The organism is Variovorax sp. 01N425, assembly GCF_056399465.1.
On record NZ_JBFTRJ010000008.1, the window covers coordinates 109,360 to 127,331 of the forward strand.

Consider the following 17,972-nt stretch of genomic DNA (forward strand, 5'->3'; position numbering starts at 1 on the left):
TCTTTTCGCGATATCCCAACGCTACAAGAATGTGCCGATTTCGCCGTGCTGCAGGCAGGCCATATCCAAGGCTGGTACGTTAGTACGGAGACTGGGGCGCGACACCGGTGCCCGGTCAGCCGCAGGCCAATACTGGCGATGCGAAAAAGTTGGCAAGATGGATTCTTGGCGGCGCATCGCGGAAGGAGCATCGGGCTGAACCGATACGCCCTGTTTACTGTCGCAGCGCCAGCACGCCATACGCGAAGCGCTTCAATCCCAGCGGATGCCGAGTTTTTTGACCAGCGTACCCCAGCGTGCGCGCTCCTTGTCCAGGAACGCGAGCGTCTGCGCTGGCGTTCCGACTACCGCTTCGGCTCCTTCCTGGGTCAGCCGGCTTTGCACTTCAGGCAATGCCATGGCTCGCTGCACTGCATCGCGCAGGCGGGCCACCACCTCCGCGGGCGTGCCTGCGGGCGCCACCAGCGTGTGCCAGTTCGACACCTGCACGCCGGGCAAGCCAACCTCAGCCGTGGTGGGCACTGCCGGCAGCACGGCAATGCGCCGCGGTCCGGCCACGGCCAACGGCAGAAGCCGCCCCGCCTCAATGTGCGCGCGCACCAGGGTGACGTCGGCCAACATCATCTGCACCTGCCCCGCCAACAGATCGTTCAGCGCCGGGCCGGTGCCTCGGTAGGGCACGTGCACGATGTCGATGCCTGTTTCATGCTTGAACAGCTCGCCGCCCAGGTGAGGAATGGTCGCGTTACCTGCGGAACCGAAATTCAGCGTACCGGGCTTGGCCTTGGCCAGCGCGACGAGCTGCTGCAGGCTGGTCACGCCGAGCTTCGGGTTGACGACGATGATCTCTGGCACTGCTACCACCTGCGTGATGGGTGCGAAGTCCTTCGCCGGGTCGTAGGGCATCTTCAGCGCGATATGGTTGGCCACCGTGAGCGCCCCCGCCAGCGAATAGCCGAGCGTGTAGCCATCGCGCGGAGCTCGGGCCACTTCGGCCATGCCATTGAGCCCACCCGCGCCCGGTTTGTTGTCCACGATCACGGATTGCCCCAATACCCGGGCGATGCCTGCGGCGAGCAGCCGGGCCATGGAGTCGGCTGAACCGCCGGGCGCCAGCGGCACCACGATACGAATGAGCTTGGAGGGGAAAGGCTGCGCTTGCGCGCGAGCGAAGGGCAAGGCGCCTGCCGCCATCGCGGCGACCAGTCGCAGTGTGGAGCGCCGATGCGGATTCATGATCATTTCCTTCAAAAAACGTGGCGCACGCCCATGGCGATCAACGAAGTGTTGGCGCCGGCACGCACGCCGCTGTACCGGGTCGTGGCGTCGCTGATGTCGTAGCTGCTGCTCGCTACGTTCTTCAGCCAGCTGTACGACGCATACAGGTCGGTGCGCTTTGACAGAGCGTAAATAGCCGTTGCGGTGACCTGGTGCGCATCGAAGTCCCTGGCCGTCCGGTCGTCGTAGTGCTTGATGGATACCAGTGCGCGCAGCAGCGGCAGGACCTGGTACGACGCACCGAGCATGTAACTGCGGTAGTGGCGGCTGAAGATGCTGGTCGCGCTGGAAGGAGCAGCGACTGTCCGGCTACCCTCCCATCGCCCGGCCTGGAACGCGCCCGAGAGGATGAGTCCTCCGATGGTGTAGCTCAGCCCCGCGGTCGACGCGCGGTCGTGTGCGCTGTCGGTGGCATTGGCGTGGCGCGCATGCGCCAGGCTGGCCAGCCACGCGCCACTGCGGTAGATCATGTTGAAGCCCAGGGTGGATCGGGCCCCGGAGCTCGCCGGGGCCGGCTGTTCGCCGAATGAATATTGCACACGCACGATGACGGGGCCGAGCGCGGGGGAGATGTAATTGACGGCGTTGTCGTTGCGCGCCACGGTGGTAGGGTTCGAGCCGGTCCACATGGTGCTGCTGACCGTGCCGATGCCGAAGGCCGTCGGATCGATCGGCGCCAGAGCATAGAAGGTTGGCGCGTAGTCGCGGCCCAGTTCGATAGTGCCGAATGTGGTGCTGGATAGGCTGAGGACGGCCTTGCGACCGAACATCCGGCCGCCTTGGCCAAAAGAGCCGTCGTCCACGTTGAAGCCGTTCTCCAGTTGGAAGCCGGCCGTTAGACCTCCGCCCAGGTTCTCGGAGCCCCGAAATCCCAACCGGCTGCCACTTTGACAGCCCGACCCGACACGCGTGCTATGCGCTCCGTCGATGTTCGATCGGGCCACGCACGCATCCACCAGACCGTAGATGATGGACTGGCCCTGTGCGCCGGACGCAACAAAGGCAAGAGCAGCTGCGCCCACGATGCTTGAAAGGCAATTCTTCATAGTGTCTCCTCGTTGTTATTGCGCCGGCAAGTCTAGGAAGCAGGCCTGCGCGAACCTAGAGGCGATGTGGCAATGCAGCTATGTCAATGCGGCCAGGGGTTGTCCATGCGGACAAGGCAGTCATGCGGAAGCTGTTGCCGGGGTAGGCGCGAACAGCCAGCGCAGTTGGGCAAGCGTGCACGCCTCGGCGAGCGCATGTGCCCGGCGGCCGCGCGCGGTCGTCGAAACGCTTTGCAGGTCAGTGAGATTCCGCGGAGCTCGCGTAGCCGATGCCGCAGCCGGCCGACATCGGCACGCGCACCATGCCGTTTTCCACAGGCAGTGCTTCGAACGGGTCGTCCAGCAGGTGCTGGTGCTCGGCCAGCTCGCAGGCATACGGCAGCGAGCGCAGGGTGCTGGCCGCATGTGCTGCGAAGGCTTGCATCAGCGCGGGTCCGAACGCCGCACCGACGCGGCAGACCACGCCGCCGGCCTGGCACAGCGCGGCGGCCTGCGTGAAGCGCAACAGCCCGCCGAGCTTGGTCACCTTGAGATTGATGACGTCAACCACCCGGTCCGTCACCAGTCGGTACACGTCCTGTACCGACTGCGCGCTTTCATCCGCCTCGATGGCGGCGGGTAGCGACCTCGTCAGCATCGTCAGTCCGGTCCAGTCGTCGGCCGGCACGGGCTGCTCGATCAAGGCAATGTCGTAGCGCTCCATGCGCGCAAAGGCGGCCATCATCGTCTTGGCGCTGTAGGCCTGGTTCGGGTCAAGCGTCAACGCGACTTCTGCGCCCACCGCATCGCGTACGGATGCGATTCGCTGGACGTCCGTTTGCGTGTCGCCCGACAGTTTGAGCTTGAGTTGCTGGTAACCCTGCGCCGCCAGCTCGGCGGCATGTGCACCCATCTGCGCCGGCGTCTTGACTGGCACGATGCGGGACTGGCGAATGACGTCGTGGTGGCGCCCGCCCAGTAGGACGTGCACGGGCACGCAGAGGCGTCGCGCGAGCAAGTCGTGCAGTGCCATATCGATGGCCGCTTTCGCCGAGACATTGAAGGCCAATTGCCGGTCACATGTCTCGACGATGGCGGCGATCTCGTCCAGGCCGCGCCCGACCAGAGTCGGCGCCAAGGCACGCAGCGCGGCCAGCACACCTTCGCCGTCGCCGGAGATGCTGGGAATGGCATGCGCATAGCCGTGGCCGGTGTAGCCGTTGTCGTCGGTCAGCGTCAGTACGTGGGCCTGCAGGCCAGGTACGGACGCGCGCGCGAACTTCCAGTTCGCATCGTGCAGCCTCTGAGTGCAGGGATGCAGGGAGAAGTCGGTGATCTTCATGGTGAGTCTGATTCGGGTAGGCGGCGAGCGCCAGCCCGGCATGTTGGCACACCGCCGAGTCATACAGCGCCCGCGTTCGCAGCTGTGGCGTCGGCAGAGTTTAGGCATGCAGAGACGCTTCGGCCAGCACGGTGCAGGCACACCAGATAGCCACTACCGCGCATGGCCCGCAACGGCATCTCCGCGGCTTCCGTTCCCCTTGTCGCCCGTTGCTGCGTTGCTGCACCTTCCGCACTTTCAGAGCGTGCTGACGCGGCCATGCCGCCGGACACATAACTGTCTTGTCCACGGACCCTCTGGGTCAGCCGGCCCGCCGTCCATAGACTGGCCAAAATCTTCGAGGCAGATCAATGACAACAACCAGATGGAGACGACTTCTGATCACCGGCGCTGCCGGCAGGCTGGGCAGCCACTTGCGCAGCGACCTGCGAGACTTGGCCGAGCACGTGCGTGCCACCGACCTGCGCGCGCTCCCGCCGGCCACCGAGGGCGAAGAAGTGGTGCAGGCCGACCTGTCGGACATGGCCGCCGTGCACGCGCTGCTCGAGGGTGTCGATGCAGTGGTCCACCTGGGTGCCGTCATGCCGCAGGCGCCGTGGGAGGCTGTGCTGCAGGCCAACATCATCGGCAGCTTCAACGTGTTCGAGGCGGCCCGGCAGGCCGGCGCCAAGCGCATCGTGTTCGCCAGCTCGCACCATGCGATCGGCATGTACGACCGCTCGCAGCCGCTTGATTCCGGTGCGCCGCCGCGCCCGGGCAACCTCTACGGCCTCAGTAAGGCGTTCGGCGAGAACCTGGCGCGCATGTACCACGACAAGCATGGCATCGAAGTGGCGTGTCTGCGCATCGGCTCATGCTTCGAGCAGCCGACTGACGAGCGCATGCTGTCCACCTGGCTCAGCCATGCGGACATGGTGCAGCTGTGCCGCCGCTGCCTGGTCGCGCCTGCCGTTGGCTACAGCGTGGTGTATGGCGTATCGGCCAACAGCCGCAGCTGGTGGAGCAATGACAAGGTCGACTTCCTGGGCTTCGCGCCGCAAGACAGCGCCGATGCCTACGCACAGGACATCGCGCACGCCGGTGTACCCGCCTCGGCGCCGTTGAGCGCGCGCGCGGCGCACCTGCAAGGCGGGCGCTTCACCGACCTCATTCCTTAGGAGACAAGCAACATGAAGATGATCAAGACCCTCGGCCTGCTGGCCATCGCCTGCCTGGCGGCATCAGCGGCGGCGCAAACCTGGCCTACCAAGCCCATCCGCCTCATCGTGCCCTATGCGGCCGGCGGGCCGACCGACGGCATGGGTCGCAACATCGCCGCCCGGCTGTCGCTGCGGTTGGGCCAGCCGGTGGTGGTGGATAACCGGCCCGGCGCGGGGGGCGTGATCGGCGTGGACGCGGTCGTGAAAGCGGCGCCGGACGGCTACACGCTGGGCATGATCGCACCCGGTCCGGTGGCCGGGATGCCGGCGCTGACTAAGGTGCCCTACACCCATGCGGACATCGACTACATCACGCTGGTGGCCCGCAGCACGGCCGTCATCGTGGGCCCTGCCAATTCCCACGCCAGCCTCAAGGAGCTGATCGACGCGGCCAAGCGCGCACCCGGCAAGCTGAACTACGGCTCCGCCGGCAACGGCACGTCGCCGCACATCGGCGGGGAGATGTTCAAGCAGGAAGCGGGTATCGACGTGACCCACGTGCCTTATCGCGGCAGCGGACCGGCCGTCACGGCGGTGCTGGCTGGCGAGATCCAGTTCACGCTCATCGACGTGGTGGGCGCGCTGCCGTTGGCGCAATCGGGCCGGCTGCGCATGCTGGCCACGGCGAGCAGCCAGCGTGTGCCGCAGACCCCCGACGTGCCCAGCACCGCCGAGCTGGGTCTGCCCAAAGTGCTGATGGACACCAACTACGGAATCATCGCGCCTAGGGGCTTGCCCGCCGCGGTGCACCAGAAGATCCGCGAGGCCACGGTCGCGGTGGTGAACTCGCCGGAGATACAGGCTTCCTTCAAGCAGCAAGGCGTGTTGCCGGTCACCACCACCTCCGATGAGTACCGCGCGCTGATGCTCGCCGAGCAGGCGCGCTGGACCGAGGTCATCGTCAAGGGCAACCTCAAGCTCGAATAGGCATTGCGCCGCGCAGTCTCCACGTCATCCCGCTTTTCTGAACCCGTCCATGAACACATTGAGCGTCGAGCTGCTGATCAACAACCGGGAGACTCCCGGTGCGTCCTACGTCGAAGTCAGAGACCCGGGTCGCACCGAGGACCGGGTCGGCCGTGTGGCGCAGGCCAGCGTCGTGCAGGTGGACGACGCGGCGCAGGCGGCCCATGCGGCGCTGCCTGGATGGGCCGGCACGCCCATTGCCCAGCGCGTCGAGCTGCTGCGCGCCGCCGCGGCCGTGCTGGACGAAGAAGCGCCGAAGATCGCCGAGTTGATGGCGCTGGAATCGGGCATGCTGATGGCCACCTGCCAGGCCGAGGTCGAAACGGCGGCCCATGTGGTGCGCGACAACGCGGACATGGCGGCCGAATTCCTGCAGCCCCGCCAGTTCGCGGATGCGAACGGTTGGGTCAGCGTCGAAAAGCGCCCCTTCGGCGTGGTGGCGGGCATCGTCTCGTGGAACGCACCAGTCATCCTGACCATGCGTAAGCTGGCGCCTGCGCTGGCCTGCGGCAACACCCTGGTCATCAAGCCTTCGCCGAGCGCCCCCTTGGGGCTGGCGGTGCTGCTCGCGAAGATGGCCGCGCTTTTCCCACCTGGTGTCATCAACGTGCTGCACGGCGGTGCCGACGCTGGCGCGGCGCTGACCGCGCACCCGCTGGTGCGCAAGGTGTCCTTCACCGGCGGCGGCAAGGTGGCCGGCATCATCATGCGCGACGCTGCGGCGTCGATGAAGGATGTGCAGTTCGAGCTGGGCGGTAACGATCCGGCCATCGTGCTCGACGACGTGGACGTCGAGCACGCAGTGACCCGCATCGCCATCGGCGCTTTCCGGCGGGCCGGGCAGTTCTGTTTTGCGGTCAAGCGCGTGTACGTGCCCGAATCCATCTACGACCGCTTCTTCGACCGGCTGTCCGCCGAGGTCGGGAAATTCAGGATCGGGCATCCGCTGGACCCGCGCAGCACGATGGGGCCGATGAACAACCGCGCGCAGTGGACCTTCGTGAAGGACCTTCTAGCGCGGGCGCGCGCTGAAGGCGCCGACATCGTCGAGCTGGGCGAGTTGCTCGACCCGCAGGCCACGAACGAAGGCTACTACCTGCGCCCGACGCTCGTGCGCCGCGCGGCGCCGCAGTCGGAAATCGTGGCTGTGGAGCAGTTCGGCCCGGTACTGCCGGTCGTCGCCTATCAGGATGAGGCGCAGGCCGTGCGCCTGGCCAACGACAGCGAGCTGGGCCTGGGTTCGAGCGTCTGGTCTGCCAGCCGCACGCGCGCCCTCGGGATCGCGCGCCAGCTGGAGGCGGGAATGACCTTCATCAACCAGGCGGGGGCGTCACGCGTCGGCCAGCGGCACGCACCTTTCGGCGGCGTCAAGCAGAGCGGTATCGGGCGCGAAAGCTCGGAAGTTGGCATGGCTGAGTACGTGGAATACCACAGCATCCACGGCGATGCGCTGTGAGGCCAAAGTGAGCTGGATTCATTTGAGATGAAGGAAATAGAACCATGACAAGACCGATTCATCCGTTGCTCGCTTTGCTGACCAGCGCCGCGCTCAGCGTCGCAAGCCTGGAAGCGAAGGCCTCGACGACATCGCCCGTGCCGCTCCATCTCACAACTGTCGAGCAGCGCAGCGCCGGCCTGCAGCCTCGGCTCGTCGAATGGCGTCGCGATTTTCATCGGCACCCCGAACTGTCGGGCCAGGAGGAAAGAACCGCACGGAAAGTCGCCGAGCACCTGCGATCTCTCGGACTGGAAGTGACCACGGGCGTTGGCGGGCATGGCGTGGTCGGCCTTCTCAAGGGCGCGTTGCCAGGAAAAGTCGTGGCACTGCGTGCCGACATGGACGCGCTGCCAGTGGTCGAGGAAACAGACTTGCCGTTCGCTTCCCGGGTGGTCGCCGACTACATGGGCAAGCCGACGCCGGTGATGCATGCATGCGGCCACGACGGACACACTGCCATCTTGATGGGGGTGGCCGAATTGCTGTCTCAGATGAGGTCCCAACTCAAGGGCACCGTGAAGTTCATCTTCCAGCCGGCGGAGGAAGGAATTCCTGACAGTACCGGGGCTAGGGAAGGCGCGTCCTGGGGAGCGAAAGCCATGATCGAGCAGGGTGTCCTTCAGAATCCCCGCGTCGATGCGATCTTCGGCCTGCACATCAATCCCGGTCTGCCGAGTGGAAGTATTGGGTATCGAAGTGGACCGCTCATGGCCGGCGCCGACGAAATCCACATCCACGTCGAAGGAAAGCAGGCCCACGGCGCCTCACCATGGAATGGTGTGGACCCGATCGTGGTGTCGTCCCAGATCATTCTGGGCCTCCAGACCATCGTCAGCAGGCAGCTCAACATCAGCCAGGAGCCCGCGGTGATCAGCATCGGAGCCATTGCGGGTGGCAATCGGTCGAATATCGTCCCGGAATCCGTCAAGCTGCTTGGAACCCTGCGAACGTTCGACGAGCCGATGAGGAACGATGCCAAACAACGCATAGCCCGAACCGCTAACCTGATCGCTGAGTCTGCGGGCGCCAGAGCCAAGGTCAACTTCGGCCCCCTCAACTATTCGGTAACGACCAACGATGCCTCCTTGACCGAGGCGTCCCTGCCGGTTCTCAACCAAATGACGGGCAACAGGGTGTCGGTGATTCCCAAGCGGAGCGCATCAGAGGATTTTTCCGAGTACCAGCGATTGGTACCGGGAATGTTCTTCCTTCTTGGCGCGATGCCGGAAGGCAAGTCACTGGAGACGGTTGCACCCAATCATTCACCGAAGTTCGATTTCAACGAGGACGCGATGGCGGTCGGAGTGCGGTCCTTGTCCGCGTTGGCGATCGACTATTTGAACCGGCACTGAGCTCCGGGCACTTGGGAAAAGTGGCTGTCGCCGATCCGACTCCCAGTGCACGCCAGCGTCGACGCTGTACGGTATTTGGGGCCTGGCTGGAGCGGCATAGCAGGTCTGATCCGCGCGGCACTAGCACTGGTGCACTTGGATTCTTAGTCTCGAAGCTCTTGAGGAGGCGCGTGACCACGCGCACTAAATCAGGAGAAGCACCATGACCGAGGAGAGGTATGCAACCTTCCTGAGCCCATGCGCGCCGAATCAGAAAAACCTATTCCATGGAGACAAAGATGACTATTCGACCTTCGACCGCCACCGCCCGCACCGGGCTGTCCGTGCTTCTGAGTTGTGTGTTGCTGGCGGGTTGCGCGACAGCGCCACAGGCCACGGCCGACCTGCCGTTCGTCGAGGGCACGCCTTCGGCGACGCTCCTGGCCGTTCGCCGCGCCAAGTCGGACCCGGCGGTGAATTATCTGACCTATCAGCACATGGACCAGCTGTTCGGGGTCTCGCGCTTGACTGCGTCACCTCGGCCGACACCGATCGCCGGCCGCGCGCAATGGTCCAGTGGCGACTTCCGTCTATCCACCGGCGGCACGACTGAAAGCTTCGACACCTTTCTCGAGCGGCACCGCATGAACGCGATCGTGGTGCTGCAAGATGGGAAGATCGTCAAGGAGACCTACCGCAACGGCAGCGGGCCGGCGACGCCCTTCATCGGCTACTCGATGTCCAAGTCAGTCATCGCCATGTTGATCGGTATCGCCATCCAGGAAGGACGCATCAAGAGCGTCAACGACCCCATCGTCCAGTACCTGCCGGAACTCAAGGGCACGGGCTACGACCCGGTCACCGTGCGCAACCTGCTGATGATGCGCGCTGGCACCGACTGGAAGGAAATCTACACACCCGGCAGCGAGCTCGACCGGCACCGCGACCAATCGCTCAACGAGGCCAAGGTGTACTACGAGGACTATGCATTCAAGGCCAAGTCGCTGCTCCCGCCAGGCACGCGCTTCAACTATTCGACGCTCGATACCAACCTCGCAGGCTGGCTGCTTGAACGTGCCGTTGGCATGCCGTTGTCGACTTACATGGCGACGCGGCTCTGGCATCCGATGGGGGCCGAGGCCGACGCCTATTGGGTGAACCAGGGGCCGGGTCAGGCGCAGCGTCCGTTCTACGGTGCCGGAATGGCGGCCAGCCTGCGCGACTGGGCTCGCATCGGGCAGGTTGCGCTGGACGATGGTCGGGCACAAGGAGCCCAACTGGTCCCGGCCGCCTGGATGAAGGAATCCACCTCGCGCCTGAACGATCAGCCCGGCTATGGCTACTTCTGGTGGACCATCGGCGACAAGGGTTACGGCGCCCTCGGCGTCAACGGCCAGGCGATCTACGTGCAGCCTGCCACGCGCGTGGTGATCGCGGTCGCTGGCTATTGGAAGGGCGCCACGGACGACACGCTCAGTGACGAACGCACTGCCTTCTTCGAGGCCGTCGCGGCCTCCGTGGCCAAAGGAGGCCGCTGAGTGGTCACGCGACAAGGAACACGGGGCGGGCGCCGAGGATGGCTAGCAGCGTTGAGTCTCATCGCGGTGCTGCCCGCGTGCGCGCTGCGTTCGGGCGAAATTGCGGCGCGCCGACGCGAGTTGGTACGCGATGGAGATGTGCAGTTGGATGTGATCGTCGAGGGCGCCGGGCCGACGATCGTGCTACTGCCTTCGCAGCAACGCGACTCGGAGGACTACGACGAACTTGCGCGCCAGCTCGCCTCGAAGGGATTCAAGGTGCTGCGCCCGCAACCGCGCGGGATGGGCGCGAGCCGCGGTCCCCTGGAGGGGATCACGCTGGACACTTTCGCGGCCGACGTGGCGCTCGTCGTGCGACGCCTGGGCGGCGGGCGCGCGGTGATCGCAGGCCATGCCTATGGCCACTTCGTGGCGCGCGTGGCCGACCTTCGCTATCCGGAGCTGGTTCGCGGCGTGGTGGTGCTCGCATCTGCGGCGCGAACGATTCCGCCGGGCGTGCAGGCGTCGCTGATCATCGCGGGCAATCCTAAGCAATCCCGCGAGGCACGGCTGGCGGCGCTGCGCCACGCCTTCTTCGCGCCTGGCAGTGATCCCACGCCATGGCTGGAGGGCTGGTACCCCGAGCTTCTGCCCGCCTACCGCGACGCGATGACGAGTCCACCCAAGGATCAATGGTGGCCGGTCACTCACGCCCCCATCCTGGACCTGCTGGGCGGCAGCGACCCGTGGCGGCCGCCGTCCAGCCGGGACGAGTTGAAGGCGGCGCTGGGTAGCAAGGTGACGGTAGAGGTCATCGCCGGTGCCAGCCACGCGATGGTGCCGGAGCAGCCGCAGGCGGTGGCGGTGGCCATTGCGCGATGGGCGAACGGGCTTGCGCCTTGAACGCGTGCGCGCACGGTCGATGTCCCGACCCTGCGCCAGGCCGGGTTGCCTGGGGTGCGCCGGCGACGCAGCCGGATAATCCGGCTGCAGGAGACATGCATGCAGACAGCAAAAGCCACAGACATACGACTCGCCCTGGCCAGCGACCTGACGATCTGGCGCTCGTTCCTGGCGATCGCGGAGCTGGGCAGCCTGACCCGCGCCGCGCTCTATCTGGACAGCAACCAGTCGCTGCTGAGTCGGCAGATCAACGCGCTGGAACGCCAGTGCGGCTGCCGCCTCTTCACGCGCACAGGGCGTGGCGTGGAGCTGTCGGAAACCGGCACCCGCATCCTGGAACAGGTGCGAGAGTTGCTGCAGGGCGCGCAGCAGCTCGAGACCGATATTCGCAGCAACCTGCAGCAGCCAGCCGGGCGTGTCACCCTGGGACTGCTGCCCTCCATCTCGTCGGCGCTGGTCGGGCAGTTGTTCTCGCACATGCGTGAGCACCACCCGGCGGTGCAGCTGAAGATCCTGGAAGGCTCCAGTGGCCAGGTCGAAGAATGGCTGACGGATGCGCGCGTGGACTTGGCCATCCTGTACCGGTACGCTACGCTGCCCGAGCACGAGCAGAAGCTGGCGACGGTGGACAGCTACCTCGTCGGCCCAGCGGGCGATGCACTCACGGGCGGCGGTGACATCCCGGTGTCGGCCCTGGCCGGTTTGCCCTACATCCTGCCCAGTGCGCCCAACGGCCTGCGCAACGCGCTCGATGCCGTAGCACGCCAGGACAAGCTGGCCGTCGTGCCGGTGATCGAGGCTGATTCGCTGCCGCTGTTCAAGTCCCTGGCTGAGCAGGAGCACCTGTACTCGGTGCTCCCGCTGCATGCGGTGTGGCACGAGATCGAGGAAGGCCGGCTGCAGGCCGCCAAGATCGCCGATGCGCGCCTGCAACGCAGCATCACCATGGCCATGTCCAAGAGCAAGGGGCCGGCACGCGCGGTGCAGGTGGTGGCCGCGGCTATCTGCACCATCGTCGACGAGTTGGGGCGCCGCGGCATGTGGCATTCCACGGCGCAGGACATCTCCATGGCCTGATGCTGCCAGGCGTGCGGCGCTTCCATGTCCCGGCACGCAAGCCAGCTTTGCACGGCGCCCGCTAGCGGCTGACCGGGGCGCGGCCTAGAGTAGCGCTTCCCGCACCCGGCGGGCCGAACGAACGCCTGCCCGACAGCGTCGACCAAAAGGAGGGCATGAACGTGTTCCTGGAAAAACGCCAGCCGGCCTATCGCGGCGCCTGAGCCGACCCATTTCCCCGAGAAAGACCCATGCCACGCATTTCCCTGCCCACTCCCGACACCATGACGCCCGAGCAACTGGCGGTCCATCAGAAGGTGGTCTCCGGCCCGCGCGGAGAAATCAAGGGCCCACTGCGCGCCGCGCTGCACAATGCCGAGTTGGCCGACCGCTGGCAAGCGTTAGGCGCGCTGCTGCGCTATGGCACCTCGATGACACCGCGCCAGTCGGAATTGGCCATCCTGGTGACCGGGCGGCACTGCCGCTCGCCTTTTGAATGGTTCGCGCACCGGCCCGAAGGTGCCAAGGCCGGGCTGTCGGACGACACGCTGGACGACCTGCTAGCGCAGCGCCAGCCGCGCGGGCTGGACGCCACTGACCAGGTCATCTACCGCTATGCGCTGGAGCTCAACCGCTCGCACTCGGTCAGCGACGCCACCCATGCCGCCGCGGTGCAGTTGCTGGGCGAAAAAGGCGTGGTGGAACTCACGGCCTTGGTGGGTTACTACACCATGGTCGCCATGACGCTCAACGCGCACGAGATCCCGTTCCCGCCCGGCGCGGAACCGGCGTTCAAGCTGCCGCAACAAGAAGAATTGAAGTGATGGGCGAAGCCATCGACACCGAGGGCGGCTGGGACTGCCACGCCCACGTCTTCGGCCCTTATGGCCGCTATCCGCTGGCGGCCGAGCGCGCCTACACTCCGCCCGAAGCGCCCCTGCCCGCGTACCGGGCGCACCTTGCCACGCTGGGCCTGACCCACGGCGTGCTGGGCCTGACCCACGGCGTGCTGGTGCATCCCAGCGCCTATGGCGTGGACCATGGGCTGGTGCTGGACACCCTGGACGCGCAACCGAATCTGCGTGGCGTGCTGGTGGCGCGGCCTCACACCCTGCCTTCGCTCGCCGGACTGCATGAACGCCGCGTGCGCGCCTTGCGCTTCAGCGCGCGCGGTGGCGCGGCCCGCAACTTCGGCGGCAGCGCCAGCTTCGAGGAATTGCAGGCCATGGCCGGCAAAATGGCCGACGCAGGCCTCCACGCCGAGCTGTGGACCGACCGCCATGTGCTGCCGGGCATCGCCGCCCAGATCCGGGCGCTGCCAGTGCCTGTGGTCATCGACCACATGGCCGGCTTCGATGCTGCCGCCGGCGTGGACGAGCCGGGCTTTCGCAGCCTGCTCGATCTGCTGGCCGAAGGCCGGGTGTGGGTGAAGCTGTGCGCCTACCGCAACCTGCTGGCCATACTCGACCGCACGCGCTGGGCGGAGCTACTGGCGCCTTTTCAGCAAGCCCTGCAGCAAGCCAACCCGCGGCAGTTGGTGTGGGGCAGCGACTGGCCCTACCTCAACGTGAAGGAACCGCCGAGCGGCGGCGACTTGCTGCAGCTGCTCCACGAGTCCGTGAGCGATGTGGCCATCGGCCGGGCCATCCTGCAGGACAACCCGGCGCGGCTCTACGCCTGATGGCTGCCCCACCTGCATTCGAGGGTGACGACTTAGCCTTCTGCCACCTCGGTCGCCACGAAAGATGGCCGCTTCGAAAGTTCGGCGAACCAGTGAGTCAGCTGGGGCGCGCGGCTGCGCCATTCCAAGCTTGCGAACCGGTAGTCGGTATAGCCCAGCGCGCAACCGATAGCGACGTGACCAATGGACAGCGGGGCCTTGGCAAGCATCTCCACTTCCTGCTCCAGCAGCATCAGGCTGGCCTTGGTCTTGAGCGCGAAGGCGTCCTGCAGTGCGCCCAATGGCACCTCGCGCTCACGCTCGTTGCGCCAAAGGATCAGCACATCCAGCAGGCCGTTGCCCAGCGCATGCCAGCGCAGCGCCCGCCAGCGTGCGTCGCCTTCGCGCGGAAAAAGGCTACCGCCGGCCAAATGGTCGAGGTACTCGCAGATGACGACCGAATCGAACAACGTGCGGCCGTCGTCCAGCATCAGCGTCGGAATCTTGGACAAAGGGTTGTCCGCCATGAGTTGAGGATTGGGTTTGAGCATGGCCGCCACCGAGCGAACCAGCGTGAGCTGGCCGGCGATGTCCAACTCATGGGCGCAGACCATGACTTTGCGGACGAACGGTGACTTGGGGGACCAATGGAGTTTCATGGTGTGTGTGTATTTTCTGAGCTCATTCGTCTTTGTGATCCATTCGAATTATTCGAGCTGAACCTTGACCGCCTTGACAACCGCAGACCACTTACGGCGGTCCTGGTCGATGACCTTGGCGAATTCTTCAGGGCTGCTGTACAGCGGCTGGATGCCCAGGGGCTTGAGCGAGGCTGCCATGGCCGGCTCGCGCATCACCGTGACCAGACGTCGATTGAGGTAGCGCACGATCTCGGGCGAGGTACCGGCTGGCACCAGCACGCCCAGCCACAGCGACACGTCGTAGTCGGTGAAGCCCGGAGTTTCGGCCATGGCGGGCACTTCGGGCATCGTGTCCAGGCGCTTGCGCGAGGTGACGGCCAGCGGCCGCAGTTTGCCGGCCTTGATGTGATCGACGAAATTGGACGCGGTGTCGAAGGTCATCTCGATACGGCCGGACAGCAGGTCCGGCAGCCCGGCGGCCGTGCCCTTGTAGGGAACATGCAGAAGGTCGACTTTGGCGACCGACATGAACAGTTCGCCTGACAGGTGGCTGCTGGTGCCGTTGCCCGCCGAGCTGAAGCTCAGCGTGCCCGGTTTGCTGCGCGCCAGCGCCACGAGTTCGGCGACGGACTTCGCGCCCACTTGCGGGTTGACCACCAGCAGGTTGGATGTGACGTGAGTCAGCGCGACCGGGCTGAAGCTGGTGGCCGGGTCGTACTTCGGGTTGCGGTAGAGGCTGGGGTTGATGGTGAGCACGCCCATCGTTGAATACAGCAGGGTATGGCCGTCCTTTGGTGCGGCGGCAGCGGCCTCGGCACCGATGCTGCCACCAGCGCCCGCGCGGTTGTCGATTACCACCGGCTGGCCGATGGCCTCGGACAGCTTCTGCGCCATGCCGCGGGCCATCAGGTCGGTGGCTCCGCCCGCCAGGAAGGGCACGATCAGCCGGACCGGCTTGTCCGGGTAGCCGCCGGGGCCGTCACCGGCATGAGCGCTCGTCAGTGCCAGTGAAGCCAGCATCAGGCTGGACAGGAAGGTCTTGCGTTGCATGCCAGTTCTTTTTTTTCTGCGGCGGCAACTTCAGATAACGCCCGCGCTGCGCAAGGCCGCAATGCGCTCATCGTCGTAGCCCAGTTCGCGCAGCACCTCGTGCGAGTGCTCACCCAGCAGCGGCGGCGGGCGGCGGTATTGGATGGGGGCATCGGCAAAGCGCATTGGGCTGGCCACCTGCGGCACGTCCACGCCGGCCGGGTGCGGCAGTTTCATGAGCATGCCGCGGGCCTGCACCTGCGGCTCGTCGAAGACCTCAGACACGCTGTTGATGGCGCCGCTGGGCACGCCGGCCGCGTCCAGCGCTGCGATGACTTCGGCACGCTGGCGTGCACCGAAGGCCTGGCGCAGCAAGGCCGACAGTTCGCCACTGTTTCGCACGCGCTGGGCATTGGTGCGAAAGCGCTCGTCCTGCGCCCATTCGCCGTGGCCCAGTACGTCGGCCAGCTTGGCGAACTGGCCGTCGTTGCCTACCACCAGGATCATGTCGCCGTCGGCGCAGGCGAACACGTCCTGCGGCTGGATGTTCGGATGAGCGTTGCCGTTGCGCTGAGGCGTCTTGCCCGACACCAGGAAATTCATCGCTTGGTTGGCCAACGTGGCCACCTGCACGTCGAGCATGCCGATGTCGATGGTGTCGCCAGTTCCGGTCTGGTTGCGCCGCGCCACCGCCGCCAACACCGACACCGCGGTGTACATGCCGGTCATTAGGTCCACGATGGGCACACCCACCTTCTGCGGCCCGCCGCCAGGGCGGCCGTCCCGCTCGCCGGTGACGCTCATCAGGCCACCCATGGCCTGGATCAGGAAGTCGTAAGCGGGTTGGTCGCGGCGCGGGCCGGTCTGGCCGAAGCCGGTGACCGAGCAATAGATCAGACGCGGGTTGATCTTGCGCAGGCTGGCTTGGTCCAAACCATAGCGCTCCAGTGTGCCGGCCTTGTAGTTCTCCAGCACGATGTCTGCCTGCGCTGCCATGTCGCGCACGATCTGCTGGCCTTCGGACGTGTCGATGCTGACGGTGATGGAACGCTTACCGCGGTTGACCGCCAAGTAGTAGCCGGCTTCGCAGGTGTCCTGGCCGCTGGCGTCCTTCAGGAAGGGCGGCCCCCACGAACGGGTGTCGTCGCCGGCGCCGGGACGCTCGACCTTGATGACCTCGGCGCCCAGGTCGGCCAGGATCTGACCGGCCCAGGGCGCCGCGAGGATGCGGCTGAGGTCCAGCACCCGCAGGTGCGACAACGGACCGCTGCGGTTGGATGTGGAAGGGGCTGTGCTTTCAGCGGCGGAAGCTGCGCTCATGCTGTCTCCAGGCTGCTTGTATCGGGTGGATGCCCGCACCGCGCTCATGAGAGTCGGGGTGCGGTGCGGGCTTGCGACAGACTGTAGGCGGTCAAAGTGGGCCGACCTAGGTGTGCCGGCGGCAATGCAGACATGCTGCTGGGAGCACAACGCAGCGCGCGCATAGCAGCTTTGCCTTCAGACGGCTATCGGGCGGGGGCGGCCGGCGCTAGAGTCATTTGGCCGGCCATATCGACACCCGCACGACGCCCTTGGCATCGCAGGAGGTTGGCGTACGGTAATTTTGCGGCCTCTTTTCCCTCCATATCCATCCGATGCCCACCATGCAAGAATCATTCGCCTCTCTCGCAGAACTCCAGGTACACATCGTGGATCAGCACATCGCCGTGCTGACCCTGAACAGCCCACCGGTCAACGCACTCACCCGACGCCTCAACGATGAATTGATCTGGGCGCTGGACCGTATCTCCGAGCTCGACGAGCTAAGGGCGGTCGTGCTGACCGGTGCGGGCAAGATTTTCTGCGCTGGCGCCGACCTGAAGGGCCGCGCCGAGGTCATCAAGGAGCCAGGCGATCTGCGTGCGCATTCGCGCCGCACCCGCGAGTGCTTCCACGCCATCCGGGAATGCTCCAAGCCGGTGGTGGCCGCCATCAACGGTGCCGCGTTGGGTTCGGGGCTGGCCATGGTGGCGTCCAGTGACGTACTGATCGCCTCCGAACGCGCGAGCCTGGGTCTGCCCGAGGTGGACGTGGGCCTGCTTGGCGGCTGCAGCCACGCGATGCGCTTGTTCGGCCATTCCCGCGTGCGGCGCATGATGCTGACCGGCTGGCGCGTTCCGGCCGACGAGCTGTACCGCACCGGCGTGGTGGAGGTTTGCACGCCCCATGACGAGCTGATGCCCACCGCGCTGGAAATGGCCCGCACCATCGCCGCGAAGAGCCCGGTGTCCACCCGCATGGGCAAGCACGCGCTCAACACGCTGGAAGACATGGGCGCATCCTTGCGCGACGGCTACCGCTACGAACAGGACATGACCGCGCAGATCGGCCAAACTGCCGACGCCAAGGAAGCGCAAGCTGCCTTTCGCGAAAAGCGCGCCCCTGTTTTCATCGGCCGCTGATCCCTTTTGCATACGCCTGTGTCTTGGAACGAGCCGCCGGTTGCCATTACCTTTTTATGACGCGCTTCCATACCGTCCAACCCATG

At 65.8% G+C, this 17,972-nt stretch carries 16 protein-coding genes; 10 read left to right on the forward strand and 6 right to left on the reverse strand.

Annotated features, from left to right (window positions below; all coding sequences use genetic code 11):
- Positions 1-252: 252 nt before the first annotated feature.
- The 3 genes from AC1DSC_RS16010 to AC1DSC_RS16020 all read right to left on the reverse strand — a co-directional run bounded on the left by AC1DSC_RS16010 (position 253) and on the right by AC1DSC_RS16020 (position 3,645).
- On the reverse strand, positions 253-1,236 hold the full coding sequence (locus tag AC1DSC_RS16010; protein ID WP_015865936.1) for a Bug family tripartite tricarboxylate transporter substrate binding protein: 984 nt from the start codon (positions 1,234-1,236) through the stop codon (positions 253-255).
- A gap of 11 nt (positions 1,237-1,247) precedes the next feature.
- A complete protein-coding gene (locus tag AC1DSC_RS16015; RefSeq protein WP_015865935.1) occupies positions 1,248-2,324 on the reverse strand; it encodes a porin in 1,077 nt (358 codons plus the stop codon).
- 238 nt (positions 2,325-2,562) lie between these two features.
- Positions 2,563-3,645 (reverse strand): mandelate racemase/muconate lactonizing enzyme family protein, encoded by a 1,083-nt coding sequence (locus AC1DSC_RS16020; RefSeq protein ID WP_015865934.1) that lies wholly within the window; start codon positions 3,643-3,645, stop codon positions 2,563-2,565.
- A 350-nt stretch (positions 3,646-3,995) separates the two neighbouring features.
- Between AC1DSC_RS16020 and AC1DSC_RS16025 the strand changes: the two genes are divergently transcribed.
- The 9 genes from AC1DSC_RS16025 (at position 3,996) to AC1DSC_RS16065 (ending at position 13,796) form a co-directional block, all read left to right on the forward strand.
- Positions 3,996-4,802: an NAD-dependent epimerase/dehydratase family protein gene (locus AC1DSC_RS16025; RefSeq protein WP_015865933.1), complete on the forward strand. Its 807-nt coding sequence runs from the start codon at positions 3,996-3,998 to the stop codon at positions 4,800-4,802.
- A 12-nt stretch (positions 4,803-4,814) separates the two neighbouring features.
- On the forward strand, positions 4,815-5,771 hold the full coding sequence (locus AC1DSC_RS16030) for a Bug family tripartite tricarboxylate transporter substrate binding protein (RefSeq protein ID WP_015865932.1): 957 nt from the start codon (positions 4,815-4,817) through the stop codon (positions 5,769-5,771).
- Between the two features lie 58 nt (positions 5,772-5,829).
- Positions 5,830-7,266 carry an aldehyde dehydrogenase family protein gene (locus AC1DSC_RS16035; RefSeq protein WP_049826203.1) on the forward strand — a complete coding sequence of 479 codons (1,437 nt, stop codon included), beginning with the start codon at positions 5,830-5,832 and terminating at the stop codon, positions 7,264-7,266.
- 44 nt (positions 7,267-7,310) lie between these two features.
- A complete protein-coding gene (locus AC1DSC_RS16040) occupies positions 7,311-8,660 on the forward strand; it encodes an amidohydrolase (protein WP_015865930.1) in 1,350 nt (449 codons plus the stop codon).
- Positions 8,661-8,938: 278 nt separating this feature from the next.
- The gene (locus tag AC1DSC_RS16045; RefSeq protein ID WP_015865929.1) at positions 8,939-10,177 is read left to right on the forward strand and encodes a serine hydrolase domain-containing protein; all 1,239 of its coding nucleotides are present in this window, start codon (positions 8,939-8,941) and stop codon (positions 10,175-10,177) included.
- Between the two features lie 51 nt (positions 10,178-10,228).
- Positions 10,229-11,059, forward strand: a complete 831-nt coding sequence (locus AC1DSC_RS16050; protein WP_436042075.1) for an alpha/beta fold hydrolase — start codon at positions 10,229-10,231, stop codon at positions 11,057-11,059.
- A 99-nt stretch (positions 11,060-11,158) separates the two neighbouring features.
- Complete coding sequence (locus tag AC1DSC_RS16055; protein ID WP_015865927.1) at positions 11,159-12,136, forward strand: LysR family transcriptional regulator; 978 nt, start codon at positions 11,159-11,161, stop codon at positions 12,134-12,136.
- A 230-nt stretch (positions 12,137-12,366) separates the two neighbouring features.
- Entirely contained in the window at positions 12,367-12,939 is a 573-nt protein-coding gene (locus AC1DSC_RS16060) for a carboxymuconolactone decarboxylase family protein (protein WP_015865926.1), read from the forward strand.
- The gene (locus tag AC1DSC_RS16065; RefSeq protein WP_015865925.1) at positions 12,939-13,796 is read left to right on the forward strand and encodes an amidohydrolase family protein; all 858 of its coding nucleotides are present in this window, start codon (positions 12,939-12,941) and stop codon (positions 13,794-13,796) included. Before AC1DSC_RS16060 ends, AC1DSC_RS16065 begins: the two co-directional genes overlap by 1 nt.
- Positions 13,797-13,828: 32 nt before the next feature.
- On the opposite strand, the gene AC1DSC_RS16070 is transcribed toward AC1DSC_RS16065, so the two are convergent.
- The 3 genes from AC1DSC_RS16070 to AC1DSC_RS16080 are packed head-to-tail and all read right to left on the reverse strand — an operon-like array spanning position 13,829 to position 16,765.
- On the reverse strand, positions 13,829-14,434 hold the full coding sequence (locus tag AC1DSC_RS16070) for a glutathione S-transferase family protein (protein WP_015865924.1): 606 nt from the start codon (positions 14,432-14,434) through the stop codon (positions 13,829-13,831).
- Between the two features lie 48 nt (positions 14,435-14,482).
- Positions 14,483-15,466, reverse strand: a complete 984-nt coding sequence (locus AC1DSC_RS16075; RefSeq protein WP_015865923.1) for a Bug family tripartite tricarboxylate transporter substrate binding protein — start codon at positions 15,464-15,466, stop codon at positions 14,483-14,485.
- Positions 15,467-15,496: 30 nt separating this feature from the next.
- Positions 15,497-16,765 (reverse strand): CaiB/BaiF CoA transferase family protein, encoded by a 1,269-nt coding sequence (locus tag AC1DSC_RS16080; RefSeq protein ID WP_015865922.1) that lies wholly within the window; start codon positions 16,763-16,765, stop codon positions 15,497-15,499.
- 323 nt (positions 16,766-17,088) lie between these two features.
- Here AC1DSC_RS16080 and AC1DSC_RS16085 point away from each other — a divergent pair, with 323 nt between their 5' ends.
- The gene (locus tag AC1DSC_RS16085; RefSeq protein WP_436045208.1) at positions 17,089-17,886 is read left to right on the forward strand and encodes an enoyl-CoA hydratase/isomerase family protein; all 798 of its coding nucleotides are present in this window, start codon (positions 17,089-17,091) and stop codon (positions 17,884-17,886) included.
- Positions 17,887-17,972 lie beyond the last annotated feature (86 nt).